Raw genomic sequence first — 12,761 nt, 5'->3', positions numbered from 1 at the left:
GTGTCCTCAAGTAGACGCGGGGTTGGAATCGAGCGAAGGTGCGGCCGCGTGCAGGCCCACCAGGACAATATTATCCAGCATCCAGTGCGGGACGGACAGCAGCGGGGCCACGCTGGCCGCCGCGCCGCCGGAGACGATGCACAGGTCGGCCGGCAGTGCCGCGCAGGCGCGTTCGATCGCGCCCGCCTGCGCGGCCAGGCAGCCGGACAGGATGGCGTCGCTCGTGTGGTCGGCGAACGTCGGCGGGGCTGCAAAACCATTCGCGCCCGGTCCCACCTGCGGCAGCTGGGCCGTGCCGCGTGCCAGCGCGCCCAGCATCAGGCCCAGGCCCGGCAGGATCATCCCCCCGAGAAAGTCGCCTGCGGCGCTGACGGCATCCACCGTCGTCGCCGTGCCGCACGTGGCCACGACGAGGTTCTTGCCGGGTGCGAGGCTGCGTGCGCCGAGGGCGGCGGCGAAGCGGTCGCTGCCCAGTTGCGTGGGATTGCGGTAGCGGTTGCGCAGGCCTGCCAGCCCGGCGCGCGACGTAAACCATGCCGGCGGTGCGGGCAGCAGCGGCGCGAGCAGGGCGGTCAGCTGGGCCTGCATCGCAGGGCCCGCCACGTTCGAGACGATTGCGCGCGTGAGACCCTGGCCCGCCCAGGCGGCCTGCAGACGCTCCAGTTCCGCATGCGGCACGGCGCCGTGCGCGGTCCAGTCGCCCGGCGCGGCGTCAGGCGCCGCGATCGCCCATTTGATTCTCGTGTTCCCTGCATCGACGAGCAATAGCATCACGTTCTCCCGCAGATCAATCCCTGGTGCGCAGCGACACGTCGCCCGCGACGATCGTCACGCGTCCCGCCGCCGTGTCGAGCAGCAGGCGGCCCGTGTCGTCGACGCCGGCAGCGAGACCCTCGTGCTGGACCTCGCCGCGGTCGAGCAGGACGACCGGCCGGCCCTGCCACGCGTGCAGCACGTTCCAGCGCGCGACGAAGGCGCTGAAGCCGTCGCGTGCGAACAGCGCCAGGGTCTCGGCCAGGCCGTCGAGCAGCGCGGCCATCAGCTCGTCGCGGTCCATGCGCGCGAGCCACGGCATCGCGGCGGCGCTGCGACCGATCCTGTCTTCGAGTGCGTCCGGCATCACGAGGTTCACGCCGATGCCGACGATGGTCCACGCGGCGCCGTCCGCCGCCACCTGCGTTTCGACGAGAATGCCGGCCAGTTTGTCGCCATCCTTGAGCACGTCGTTCGGCCACTTCAGCTGCACGGGTTGGCCAAGCTTGCCGAGCGTCTCCGCCAGCGCAACGCCGATCGCGAGCGGCAGGCCGGCCAAGCCGCGCAGGCCGCCGGCGAAACGCCACGCGAGCGAGAACGTCAGCGAGTGGCCGGGTTCGGACAGCCAGCTGCGGCCCGCGCGGCCGCGCCCCGCCGTCTGGTGTTCGGCAACGAGCAGCACGGGTGCCGTCAACTGCGGCGCGCGCGCCAGCAGGTCGGCGTTCGTCGATCCCGTTTGCGCCACCACTTCGACGGCGACGCCGGTCCGCGACAGCGCCATGATGCGATCGGCGTTCATGGCGCCACCTTGCCGGATTTGGTCGGCGCGTGCGTGAACAGCGCATCGAACAGGACGTTGGGCAGCAGGCGCAGGATCTTGGCGACGACGCCCATCGGCCACGGGATCACGCGGTAGCTCGTGCCGGCGTCGATGGCGCGGGCGGCCGCGGCCGCGAAGCGGTCCACGGGCATCAGGAAGGGCATGGGAAAACGGTTCAGGCGGGTCATCGGGGTGTCGATGTAGCCGGGCGCGATGGTCACGACCCGGATACCGTGGGGTTGCAGTTCGAGGCGGAGCGATTCCGCATAGGCGTGTATGGCGGACTTCGACGCGCAATAGGCGCCGGCGCCTTTCATGCCGCGGATGCCGGCCACGCTGCCGATGGCGACGAGGCGGCGCGGCCCGGTGTCGTTTTTCATGGCATCGACGAACGGCGCGAACGTGGCGACGGTGGCCGTCACGTTGATGGCGAAGATCTCGGCGAACTGGGACAAATCGCCGGGCCGTTCCGTCAGCGTGCCGGCCGACACGCCGGCGCTGGCGATGACGACGTCGGCGCCGCCTTCACGCGCGATGAAGTCGGCGGCGGCCGCGGCCAGTGCAGCATGGTCCGTCACGTCGACGGTGTAGATGTGATGATCGCCGAAGGCGGGCAGAGAAGCGGCCAGCGCGCGCAGGGCATCCTCGCGGCGGCCGAGCAGGCCGAGGACGGCGCCGCGCGCCGCATACTCGCGCGCCAGGGCGGCACCGATGCCGCTGGACGCGCCCGTGATGAATACGCGCAGCCGGCGGCTCCGCGCAGCGGTCATTTCTTGTCCGCTTTCGCTTTCGCGACGAGGAAGTCCATCACTTGCAGGGCCGTCTGCTGTTGCTGGGCTTCGGTCGTGCCCTCGGGCGCGCCCGCGCCCGCGTGCGACGGCGACGTGACGAAGCGGCCGTCGACGACGACGAGCGGCCAGCGGTCCACGCCGTACGCATCCATCATCGCGGCGGCTCGGCGCAGCCTGGCCTGGATGCCGAACGAGCGGTACGTGTCGACGAACTTCGCGCGGTCGATGCCGTTTTGCGCCACCCAGTCGAACACCTGCTCGTCGCTGGACAGGCGCAGATGCTGCTGGTGCATGGCGTCGAACACCTTCTGGTGGTACTGGTTCAGCAGGCCCATCGCGTCCAGCGTGTAGAACAGGCGCTGCTGCGGCAGCACGCTGGCGCCGCCCTGGATGTGCACGCGCTTGAACACGATGTTGTCGCCCTGTTTTTTCACCCACGCTTCGAGCGTGGGCTCGAACGCGTAGCAGTGCGGGCAGTAATAGGCGAAGAACTCGATGACTTCGACTTTTGCGCCGGTATCGGTCGGCTGCACGGAAGGCAGCACGAGGTATTGCGACCCGGCCTGCGGGTCGGCGGCCGATGCGGACAGCGTGGTGAATCCGGCCGCTAGGCCGAGGAGGGCGGTGCAGAACAGACGGCGCGTCAGAGACATCGCGACCCCTTAACGTTGGTTACGCACGATGGCGACGTCGACGCCGCTGTCGAGCAGCTTGGCGCGCGCCTTGTTCATGGCTTCGACCTGGTTGTACGGGCCGATGCGCACGCGGTGCAGCACGCCGCTGTCGCTCGTGCGGTCGCTGATCGCCGCTTCGAAGCCGAGCAGCGCGAGCTTGGCGCGGGTCGCTTCCGCATCCGACAGGTCGCGGAACGCGCCCGCCTGCAGGTAATAGATGTACTCACCGGCGGCAGCAGCCGGTGCCGGCGTGGCCGCAGGCGCAGCTGCTGCAACGCGCGTCTCCGGCTTCGGTTCGACCTTTGCGGGGGCCGGTGCCGGCTCCTTCATCGCGGCGATGGCCTTGCCCAGAGGATCGGCGTCAGCCGGCCTGGCGGCCGGTGCCGGCGCCGGCTCCGGCGCGGCGTCGTTGCCGCCGGAACGCGCGGCGGCCTTTTCCGCGATCTCCTTGTTCGCCACGCGCGCGGCGTCGCGGTTGGCGTACATCGGCTTGTTCGGGTCCTGGGCCTGGCCCGGCGCGGGATCGGCCGGGCGGCCCGCTTTCACCGTCTTGTCGGTGAACGGCGAGGCGCCCTTGGTGATGGTCAGCGCGACCGCGACCGCGATGCCCAGGCCGACGATCAGGCCGATGATGAGGCCAGTGAGCGTGCTGCCCCGCTGGCGCGTGAAGGATGATTGCGAGCGATTACGGAAAGCGGTCATGTAGTACGGGTGTGTAGATAAAACGCTTACATCTTCTCCGGCGCCGAGACGCCGATCAGGGCCAGGCCGTTGCGCAGCACCTGGCGGATGGCGGCTGCCAGCGCGAGGCGCGCGAGCTTGGTCGGCTCGTCGTCGTCGAGCAGCCACTTGTGCGCGAAGTAATAGCTGTGCAGTTCGCCGGCCAGTTCGCGCAGGTAGAACGCGACCTGGTGCGGGCCCAGCTCGACGAGCGCGCGCTGCAGCATCTCCGGGTACGTCGACAGCTTCGCCAGCAGGCCGGATTCGTGCGCATTCGTCAGCGGGGACAGGTCGACGTTGGCCAGCTGGGCGACATCGCCGCCCCAGTTCGCGAGGGCCGAGCAGATGCGCGCGTGGGCGTACTGCACGTAGTACACGGGGTTCTCGTCGTTGGTGGCGAGGGCGACGTCGACGTCGAACACGAATTCCGTGTCGGCCTTGCGCGAGATGAGGAAGAAGCGCACGGCGTCGCGGCCGCGGGTCACGTCGCCGTTGCCCGACCATTCGATCAGGTCGCGCACCGTCACGTACGAACCGGCGCGCTTGGAGATCTTGACCTCCTCGCCGTTCTTCATGACGGTGACCATCTTGTGCAGCACGTAGTCGGGATAGCCCTGCGGGATGCCGATGTTCACGGCCTGCAGGCCGGCGCGCACGCGGGCGATGGTGCCGTGGTGGTCGCTGCCCTGGATGTTGATGGCCTGGTCGAAGCCGCGCTTGAATTTCTGGATGTGGTACGCCACGTCCGGCACGAAGTACGTGTACGTGCCGTCGGACTTGCGCATCACGCGGTCCTTGTCGTCGCCGTAGTCCGTCGTCTTGAGCCACAGGGCGCCGTCCTGCTCGTAGGTCACGCCGGCGTCGACCAGGGCCTGCACGGCCGCCTCGACCTTGCCGTCGGTGTACAGCGAGGACTCGAGATAATAGTTGTCGAACCTGACCCCGAACGCCTGCAGATCCTGGTCCTGCTCGTTGCGCAGGTACGTGACGGCGAAGCGGCGGATCGATTCGATGTCGTTCGTGTCGCCGCTGCCGGTGGCGGGCTGGCCGTCGCTGGCCGACACGGTCTTCCTGGCGAGGAAGTCGTCGGCGATGTCCTGGATGTAATCGCCGTTGTAGGCCGATTCCGGCCATTCGATGTCGCCCGGACGGAAACCGCGCGCACGGGCCTGGACCGAGTTGGCCAGGGTCAGGATCTGCACGCCGGCGTCGTTGTAATAGAACTCGCGCGTGACCTGGTGGCCCTGCGATTCGAACAGCGACGACAGCGCGTCGCCCAGCGCCGCCTGGCGGCCGTGGCCGACGTGCAGGGGGCCGGTCGGGTTGGCCGACACGAATTCGATGATCACGTGGTGGTCATGGCCCGACTCGCCGCGGCCGAAGGCGTCGCCCTGCTGCAGCACGGAGCGCACGACGGACTGCTTGGCGGCGGCTGCCACGCGCAGGTTGATGAAGCCCGGGCCGGCCACGTCGGCCGATTCCACGAGGCCCGCTGCCTTCGGATCGGCCAGCAGCGCGGCGACGAGGCGGGTGGCCAGTTCGCGCGGGTTCGTTTTCAGCGGCTTGGCCAGCTGCATGGCGATGTTGCAGGCGATGTCGCCGTGCGACGGATCGCGCGGGCGCTCCAGGACGACGTTTGGAGAGAGGTCGCTGCCGGCGACGATGGGGGCCAATGCGGCCTGGAACAGGGCAACGATCTCTTGTTTTTGTTGGGCGAGCATGAACTGTGGTCGAAAATATAATGGACGGTGCGGCGCGGTGGCAGTGCCACTGGCAGGCTAAGCGATCATTATACTGGTTTGCCGGACCGCGCAAACCATCCGGGGACGCGGGCACAAGCCTCGCTTAAGCCTGCGCAACGCGTAACCGTTACAATGTGCGTCTTTATGCATTGATCGATTTGCCATGACCGAAAAGCGCCCGACGCTCACTCTCAAACCCAAGGCCGGCGGCCGCAACGGCGGCAAAAAGGCCGGCCCGGCCCGGCCTGGTGGCGCACCTGGCAAGGGACAGACCGCCCCGCGCGGCCCTGGCGGCACGCCGCCGCGCGGTACGCAACCGGTCGAACCGGCCCCGCGCGACGCCGGCTATGCGCCGTCCCGTCCCAAGGACGAGGGCGCGCGCCTGCGTCACAGCCATGAGGTCAAGGCCCACGTCCAGCTCGATTACAGTCCCGACCTGCGCACCGATTCCCTCGCGTTCGCCCTGCTGGGCGCGGCGAGCAGCCTCGCGCGCGTGCGCGCCGGCACGGCGCTCCCGCAGGCGCTGGCCGAGGTGTTCCAGGCGTACGACGCCCCACCGCAGGCGCGCGGCGCCATCCAGGACATCGCCTACCGCGCCATGCGCCAGCTGGGCCGCAGCGGCATCCTGCTGGGCATGATGACGAGCAAGGCGCCCGAACCCGCCATGCTGGCCGGCCTGCTGGAATGCGCGCTGGCGCTGCTCGATCCGCCCGAAGGCAGCGAGCCGCCTTATGAAGCCTTCACAGTCGTCGACCAGGCGGTCTTCGCCAGCTCCGCCCACCCGGATTTCGCGCACGCGAGGGCGATGGTGAACGCCGTGCTGCGCCGCTTCCTGCGCGAGCGCGAGCAACTGGTCGCCGCCGCGCTGCGTGACCAGGTCGCCCAGTGGAATTATCCGCAGTGGTGGATCGACTCGGTGCGCACCGCGTACCCGGCCGACTGGCAGGCGATCCTCCAGGCGGGCAACCGCCAGCCGCCGCTGACCCTGCGCGTGAACCGCCGCAAGACGGACGTCGACACCTATCTGAAAACGCTGGCCGCGGCCGGCATGCGCGCGGAGCAGGTGGGGCCGAGCGCCGTGCGCCTGGCCCAGGCCGTTAACGTGGCGCAGATCCCCGGCTTTGCCGACGGCCTTGTCTCCGTGCAGGACGCGGGTGCCCAGCTGGCCGCGCCGCTGCTCGACCTGAAAGACGGCATGCGCGTGCTGGACGCCTGCGCGGCCCCGGGCGGCAAGAGCGGACACATCCTGGAGACGGCCGACGTCGACCTGACGGCGCTGGATGCCGACGCGCGCCGCCTCATGCGCGTGGACCAGAATCTGCAGCGCCTGGGCCTGTCCGCGACCGTCAAGGCGGGCGCGGCGGAAGCGACGGATTGGTGGGATGGTCGTCAATACGATCGTATCCTCGCCGACGTGCCGTGCACGGCCTCCGGCATCGTCCGCCGCCACCCGGATATCCGCTGGTTACGACGCAAGAGTGACACCCACCAACTTGCAACACTTTCCAGCAAAATACTCGACAATCTTTGGCAGATGCTGCGGCCCGATGGTAAATTGCTGTTCGTGACATGTTCGCTCTGGCCGCAGGAATCGGAAGCGCAGGCCGCCGCCTTCGCGGCGCGCCACGGTGCGGTCCGTCTCGATGCGCCGGGCCAACTGCTTCCTCGAAGTGGCGCCGGGCAGGATCATGACGGTCTGTTCTACGCCCTATTCCAGAAGGCCGGAGCGTGAGCAATCCCGACAACGCTTTTTAAGGCTCTGGCCCTAGTGACTGTACGATTTTTCCTCCTCCTCGCCTGCCAGCTGCTGCTGGCATTGACATGCGCCACGGCGCAGGCGGCCGAAGGGATCGAAATCACCCGCGCCAGTATCCAGGCTTCCGACGATGGCTACCGTCTCGACGCCAGGTATTCGTTCGACCTGACGCCCGGCCTCGAGCAGGCCATCCAGCACGGCGTGCCGCTGTCGTTCACCACCGAGATCGAGCTGACCCGGCCGCGCTGGTGGTGGACCGACGACCATGCCGTGTCCTCGCGCCGCACGCTCAAGCTGAACTACGACGTGCTGTTCCGGGTCTATCACGTCTCCGCCCCCGGCAGCATCCAGCAGAACTTCGACACGCTCGACGAAGCGCTGCTCGCGATCCGGGCGCCGGCCCGCTGGCTGATTGCCCGCAAGGGCGATCTCAAGCCGGGCGAGACCTACAATGCCACCGTGCGCATGTTCATGGACCGCGAATACCTGTTGAAGCCGCTCCAGGTCGATGCCCTGAATAACTCCGATTGGCGCCTGGCCTCGCACAAGAAGACCTTCACCTACCGTGCGGAGTAAGCCGTGATCCGGGCCCTGCGCTATGCCCTCGTGATCGGCAGCGCGATCGCGTCGATCCTCGTTTTCCTTCTCGCCTCCGCCTCCAGCAACACGGGCTTCTTCGCCCGCAATTTCGCCTGGCTGTTCGGCCTGATCATCGTCGTAGCCGGCGCGCTGTTCGTGCTGGTGATGGTCGCGTTCTGGCGTCTCTATTCGCGCTACAAGGCGGGCAAGTTCGGCTCGCGGCTGATGGTGCGGTTGATGGTGCTGTTCGGGGGGATCGGTATCCTGCCCGGGCTCGTCGTCTTCATGGTGTCAGTGCAGTTCGTCTCGCACTCCATCGAGTCGTGGTTCGACGTCAAGATCGAAGCCGCGCTCGACTCAGGCCTCAATCTCTCCCGCGCCGCGCTCGACGAAGCCCTGGCCGACCTGAGCGCCAACGCCGGCACCGTCGCCGCCACCCTGGCGGGGCAGGGCGAACAGGATGCGCAGACGATCCTCGCGCGCGCGCTCGACGACGGCAACGGCATGCAGAGCGCGCTGCTGCTGAATGCGGCCGGCAAGCCCGTTGCCAGCGCCACCGAGGACCGCCGCGCCGTCGTCGGCCCCTCCGACCTGCCCACGCCGCAGATGCTCAAGCAGGCCGCGATGCCGGGCGGTTACGCGCGCCCGGAAGGCGGCATCGACGACGACTTCCGCGAGGCGCACGACGAGGCGCCCACCGCCCTCGACGCCGCCACGGGCCTGCGCCTGCGCGTGGTCGTCGCCGTGCCCGAACCGCCCGGCATGGCGCCGCGCTACCTGCAGCTGACGCAGTCCGTGCCCGTCAACCTGGCGTCCAACGCCGCCGTGCTGTCGACCGCCTACCGCGAATACCAGGAACGCTTCGCGGCGCGCCGGGGCCTGAACAAGATGTATATCGGCGAGCTGACCTTGACCCTGCTGCTCGCGATCTTTTCCGCCATCGGCGCCTCGTTCCTCATCGCCGGCAATCTGGCGCAACCGCTGCTCGTGCTGGCCGAGGGCACGCGTGCGGTCGCGGAGGGCGATCTGTCGCCGCGCCCGATCGTCGAGACCAACGACGAACTGGGCACGCTCACGCAATCGTTCAACGCGATGACGGGCCAGTTGTTCGAAGCGCGCTCCGCCGTCGAACGCAACCGCGCGGCGCTGGAAAGCGCCAAGGCCCACCTGGAATCCGTGCTGGCCAACATGTCGGCCGGCGTGATCGTGATGGATGCCGACGGCGTCGTCGTCAACTCGAACGATGCCGTGCACCGCATCCTGCAGGTCGACGTCGCGTCGCTGGCCGGCCGCCCGCTCGACGAGATCGAGGGGCTGGAGGTGTTCGCCGGCGCCGTCACCCGCGCCTTCTCGGCGCAAAGCGCGCAATCGGCCGCTGGCCGCGGGCGGGGGCGCGCGCACTGGCAACAGCAGATCGAGATCCCGCGCCGTGCCGGCACCGGCGACGACCACGACCTCACGCTGCTCGCGCGCGGCTCGCGCCTGCCGGTGGGGGCGGGCAGCGGCTTCATCGTCGTGTTCGACGACATCTCCGACGTGATCTCGGCCCAGCGTTCCGTGGCCTGGGGCGAGGTCGCGCGCCGCCTCGCGCACGAGATCAAGAACCCGCTCACGCCGATCCAGCTGTCGGCCGAACGCCTGCAGATGAAGCTGGCGGACCGCGTCGACCCTGACGCCGCGGCCCTCCTCAACAAGGCCACCGACACCATCGTGAGTCAGGTGGCCGCGATGAAGCGCATGGTCGACGACTTCCGCGACTACGCGCGCACGCCGCCGGCCGTGCTGCACCCGCTGGACCTGAACGACCTGATCGACGAGATCCTGAACCTGTACCTGTCCGAGGACGGCTCGGACGTGATCCATCCGTCGCTCGCCCCCGGCCTGCCGCGCGTGATGGGCGACGCGACCCAGCTGCGCCAGGTGATCCACAACCTGCTGCAGAACGCGCAGGACGCGCTGGCCGACCGCCCGCCGCAGGACGACCCGCCCCGCATCGACATCGTGACGGAAGCCATCCACTACGTCGGCGCCGACGGCGGCACGGGCACCGCGGTGCGCCTGGCGATCGTGGACAACGGGCCCGGTTTCGCGCCGAAGATCCTGTCGCGGGCGTTCGAACCGTACGTCACGTCGAAGGCGCGTGGCACCGGCCTGGGCCTGCCGATGGTCAAGAAGATCGTCGACGAACATGGCGGCCGGATCGACGTCGCCAACCGCGCCGACGGAAGTGGCGCTTCGGTATCGATTTTGCTGTTAAAGTTAGCGCCAGAGGCGAACTTGGCCGAAGCGTGAATCGCGCATAGAATCTTGGCTGTATAAAGGAGCGCGCGTCAGCGTTCGAACAGCGTCTCCGTAGAGAGAGTCAGATTAAAAAGGCATAACAAGATGGCGAACATACTCGTAGTTGACGATGAAATGGGCATCCGCGAGCTGCTCTCGGAAATCCTTGGCGACGAGGGACACGCGGTCCAGCTGGCGGAAAACGCGCAGCAGGCCCGCCAGGCGCGCCAGCAGGGCGCCCCCGACCTGGTGCTGCTCGACATCTGGATGCCCGATACCGACGGCGTCACCCTGCTCAAGGAGTGGCAGCGCGACGGCCTGTTGACGATGCCGGTCATCATGATGTCCGGCCACGCCACCATCGACACCGCCGTGGAAGCGACCCGCATCGGTGCCCTGAATTTCCTGGAAAAACCGATCGCCCTGCAAAAACTGCTGAAAGCGGTGCAGCAGGGCCTGCAGCGCGGCCAGGAAGTGGCGCGCGCCCCGGCGATCGCGCCGCGTCCGATGGCGACCGTCGCCTCGGTGTCCTCGCCCGTGCCCGAGCCGAGCGCCGCCGCGCAGCCGATGTATGCGCCGCAGCCGCAGGGCGGGTCGATGGGCGCGTCGATGGGCATGGCCCGTCCGGTCAGCAACGGCGAGGCGCATGCGCACGGCTACACGCTGTCGTTCGACCTGCCGCTGCGCGAGGCGCGCGACGCGTTCGAGCGCATGTACTTCGAACACCACCTGGGCCGCGAAGGCGGTTCCATGACCCGCGTGGCCGAAAAGACGGGCCTGGAACGTACCCACCTGTACCGCAAGCTCAAGCAGCTCGGCGTCGAACCGGGCAAGCTGGGCAAGAAGAGTGCACAGTAATCCCGGAGGTGGGGACGATGCGCGCACCGTCCTGACGCTCGTCACCGGTCCGGGCGCCGCTGCGCGCGAAGCGGCCATCGCCGCCCACCTTTCCGATCTGCATGAAGACCGCACGCAGGCCATCATCCTTGAAGGCCTCGCGTCCGGCAGCTCCCCCCTCGACGACCTTCCATCCGGCCAGACAGTTGCGCGGATCGCGCCCGGTTGCCTGTGCTGCACCGGTAATCTGGTTTTGCGTGTAACATTGAATCGCCTGCTGCGCCAACGACCCCGCCGTATCTTCATCGGTGTCGCGGACAGCGAGCATCTTGATCAGTTGCGATCGTGGCTGCAGTCCGAGCCATACGATCAGCTGTTACGGCTGACTTCCGACCTGAAGGCCTGAATCTCCCGCAGCGTGTTGATGGCATTCGTAACAAGTTGTAGAGGTTCTTGAATTCGGTTCCAGTGGCCCCACCTCTTAATCGAAGTGGAAAGAAAGTGGAAAGTGCGCCGTCCGCCGCCGGGCGGCCCTTGCACCCATCTGATCGAGTGAAGGAGTCATCATGAACATGATCTATAACAGCGAACAGTACAGCGTTGTCGAATTTGGCGTCGATCACAACCTCGAAGCCCTGCGCTTCGGCGGCTACGAGATCGTCGACAAGTCCGGCCGGCGCGAAGCTTTCATCGGCGGCAAACTGGCGCAAGCGTTCCGGCGTGATGTCAACAACCTGATCGCGAGCGAGCCGACCATGGAGGAAATCGACGATTTCCTGGGTTCGTACGATACCCTGATGAGCCAACCGGTCGTGCTGCACTGAGTCTCCCCCCGGGCCGGACATGCCGTCCGACCACCGCTCTGCGTGACGCAGCCTTGTTCGGGCCGGCGACGCAGGGCACCATCTTCCTTATTTCCAAACACTTTTTCCTCATACCGGCTTTGCGTTCGCGCATGGTAAGCTTGACCCATGTGTCAGCTACTCGCCATGAATTGCAATGTCCCGACGGACATTGTGTTTAGTTTCACCGGCTTCGCCCATCGGGGCGGACGCACGGACACGCATCACGACGGCTGGGGCATCGCGTTCTTCGAGGGATCCGGCGTGCGCCATTTCGTCGATCACCAGGCCGCCATCGCGTCGCCGATCGCGGAACTGATCAAGCATTACCCGATCAAGTCGCTGAACGTCATCGCCCATATCCGCAAGGCCACGCAAGGCCAGGTGGCGCTGGAAAACTGCCACCCGTTCGTGCGCGAGATGTGGGGCCGCTACTGGGTGTTCGCCCACAACGGCGACCTCAAGGGCTTCGATCCCATCCTCGACGGGCCGTACCGCCCGGTGGGCAATACCGACAGCGAACAGGCCTTCTGCTTCCTGCTGCAGCAATTGCGCGACCGCTTCGGCGACACGCCGCCCGCCATGCCCGTGCTGCGCGCCGCGATTGCCGACCTCGTCGCCATCATCGCCCGCTACGGCACGTTCAACATGATGCTGTCCGACGGCACGGCGCTGTTCGCGCACTGCTCCACGAAGCTGTGCTACGTGATCCGTCAGTACCCCTTCGACAAAGCCTGCCTGGCCGACGAGGACTTGTCCGTCGACTTTTCCCAGGTGACGACGCCGAACGACCGGGTCGCCATCATCGTCACGACGCCGCTCACGACCAACGAAACGTGGACGGAATTCGCGCCGGGTGAATTGAAGGTTTTCGTGGACGGCCTGCCGCAATCCTGACAAAGTTTTTTACAGGAAATCATTTTCACATAGTCACCGGGCGGCGGAATGCGTTAAAGTATCTACGTTC

13 protein-coding genes are annotated in these 12,761 nt (G+C 67.5%); 7 read left to right on the top strand and 6 right to left on the bottom strand.

Annotation, left to right across the window (positions count from 1 at the left end; genetic code table 11):
* Window positions 1–6 precede the first annotated feature (6 nt).
* The 6 genes from P0M04_RS04570 to argS are packed head-to-tail and all read right to left on the bottom strand — an operon-like array spanning window position 7 to window position 5,479.
* Window positions 7–771, bottom strand: coding sequence for a type III pantothenate kinase (locus P0M04_RS04570; protein ID WP_259448546.1), 765 nt, complete (start codon window positions 769–771; stop codon window positions 7–9).
* Between the two features lie 16 nt (window positions 772–787).
* A complete protein-coding gene (locus P0M04_RS04565; protein ID WP_259448547.1) occupies window positions 788–1,552 on the bottom strand; it encodes a biotin--[acetyl-CoA-carboxylase] ligase in 765 nt (254 codons plus the stop codon).
* On the bottom strand, window positions 1,549–2,343 hold the full coding sequence (locus P0M04_RS04560; protein ID WP_259448548.1) for an SDR family oxidoreductase: 795 nt from the start codon (window positions 2,341–2,343) through the stop codon (window positions 1,549–1,551). The genes P0M04_RS04565 and P0M04_RS04560 overlap by 4 nt, the downstream gene beginning before the upstream one ends.
* On the bottom strand, window positions 2,340–3,017 hold the full coding sequence (locus P0M04_RS04555) for a thiol:disulfide interchange protein DsbA/DsbL (RefSeq protein ID WP_259448549.1): 678 nt from the start codon (window positions 3,015–3,017) through the stop codon (window positions 2,340–2,342). Before P0M04_RS04555 ends, P0M04_RS04560 begins: the two co-directional genes overlap by 4 nt.
* 9 nt (window positions 3,018–3,026) lie before the next feature.
* Window positions 3,027–3,740: an SPOR domain-containing protein gene (locus P0M04_RS04550; protein WP_259448550.1), complete on the bottom strand. Its 714-nt coding sequence runs from the start codon at window positions 3,738–3,740 to the stop codon at window positions 3,027–3,029.
* Between the two features lie 26 nt (window positions 3,741–3,766).
* The gene (argS, locus tag P0M04_RS04545) at window positions 3,767–5,479 is read right to left on the bottom strand and encodes an arginine--tRNA ligase (protein WP_259448551.1); all 1,713 of its coding nucleotides are present in this window, start codon (window positions 5,477–5,479) and stop codon (window positions 3,767–3,769) included.
* Window positions 5,480–5,663: 184 nt separating this feature from the next.
* Between argS and rsmB the strand changes: the two genes are divergently transcribed.
* From rsmB to P0M04_RS04510, 7 genes are all read left to right on the top strand, one after another.
* Entirely contained in the window at window positions 5,664–7,232 is a 1,569-nt protein-coding gene (gene rsmB / locus P0M04_RS04540) for a 16S rRNA (cytosine(967)-C(5))-methyltransferase RsmB (protein WP_259448552.1), read from the top strand.
* 36 nt (window positions 7,233–7,268) lie between these two features.
* Window positions 7,269–7,832 (top strand): DUF4390 domain-containing protein, encoded by a 564-nt coding sequence (locus P0M04_RS04535; protein ID WP_259448553.1) that lies wholly within the window; start codon window positions 7,269–7,271, stop codon window positions 7,830–7,832.
* Between the two features lie 3 nt (window positions 7,833–7,835).
* A complete protein-coding gene (locus P0M04_RS04530; RefSeq protein ID WP_259448554.1) occupies window positions 7,836–10,127 on the top strand; it encodes a sensor histidine kinase in 2,292 nt (763 codons plus the stop codon).
* A gap of 93 nt (window positions 10,128–10,220) precedes the next feature.
* The gene (locus tag P0M04_RS04525) at window positions 10,221–10,973 is read left to right on the top strand and encodes a response regulator (RefSeq protein WP_259448555.1); all 753 of its coding nucleotides are present in this window, start codon (window positions 10,221–10,223) and stop codon (window positions 10,971–10,973) included.
* Complete coding sequence (locus P0M04_RS04520; RefSeq protein ID WP_259448556.1) at window positions 10,963–11,358, top strand: GTPase; 396 nt, start codon at window positions 10,963–10,965, stop codon at window positions 11,356–11,358. Before P0M04_RS04525 ends, P0M04_RS04520 begins: the two co-directional genes overlap by 11 nt.
* 160 nt (window positions 11,359–11,518) lie before the next feature.
* Window positions 11,519–11,776, top strand: a complete 258-nt coding sequence (locus P0M04_RS04515; protein ID WP_036235350.1) for a BTH_I0359 family protein — start codon at window positions 11,519–11,521, stop codon at window positions 11,774–11,776.
* A gap of 147 nt (window positions 11,777–11,923) precedes the next feature.
* Window positions 11,924–12,691 carry a class II glutamine amidotransferase gene (locus P0M04_RS04510; RefSeq protein WP_259448557.1) on the top strand — a complete coding sequence of 256 codons (768 nt, stop codon included), beginning with the start codon at window positions 11,924–11,926 and terminating at the stop codon, window positions 12,689–12,691.
* Window positions 12,692–12,761: the final 70 nt, after the last annotated feature.

Origin of the sequence: Telluria mixta (genome assembly GCF_029223865.1) — a bacterium.
In the GTDB taxonomy this organism is placed as follows: Bacteria; Pseudomonadota; Gammaproteobacteria; order Burkholderiales; family Burkholderiaceae_D; genus Telluria; species Telluria mixta.
Note: the sequence above shows the minus strand (reverse complement) of the source record. Positions and strands in the feature narration are given on the sequence as shown.

Coding starts and splice junctions, on each gene's coding strand:
- P0M04_RS04555 (WP_259448549.1), bottom strand. CDS start 3,017: ATGTCTCTGACGCGCCGTCTGTTCTGCACCGCCCTCCTCGGCCTAGCG.
- P0M04_RS04525 (WP_259448555.1), top strand. CDS start 10,221: ATGGCGAACATACTCGTAGTTGACGATGAAATGGGCATCCGCGAGCTG.
- P0M04_RS04565 (WP_259448547.1), bottom strand. CDS start 1,552: ATGAACGCCGATCGCATCATGGCGCTGTCGCGGACCGGCGTCGCCGTC.
- P0M04_RS04515 (WP_036235350.1), top strand. CDS start 11,519: ATGAACATGATCTATAACAGCGAACAGTACAGCGTTGTCGAATTTGGC.
- argS (WP_259448551.1), bottom strand. CDS start 5,479: ATGCTCGCCCAACAAAAACAAGAGATCGTTGCCCTGTTCCAGGCCGCA.
- P0M04_RS04560 (WP_259448548.1), bottom strand. CDS start 2,343: ATGACCGCTGCGCGGAGCCGCCGGCTGCGCGTATTCATCACGGGCGCG.
- rsmB (WP_259448552.1), top strand. CDS start 5,664: ATGACCGAAAAGCGCCCGACGCTCACTCTCAAACCCAAGGCCGGCGGC.
- P0M04_RS04570 (WP_259448546.1), bottom strand. CDS start 771: ATGCTATTGCTCGTCGATGCAGGGAACACGAGAATCAAATGGGCGATC.
- P0M04_RS04510 (WP_259448557.1), top strand. CDS start 11,924: ATGTGTCAGCTACTCGCCATGAATTGCAATGTCCCGACGGACATTGTG.
- P0M04_RS04550 (WP_259448550.1), bottom strand. CDS start 3,740: ATGACCGCTTTCCGTAATCGCTCGCAATCATCCTTCACGCGCCAGCGG.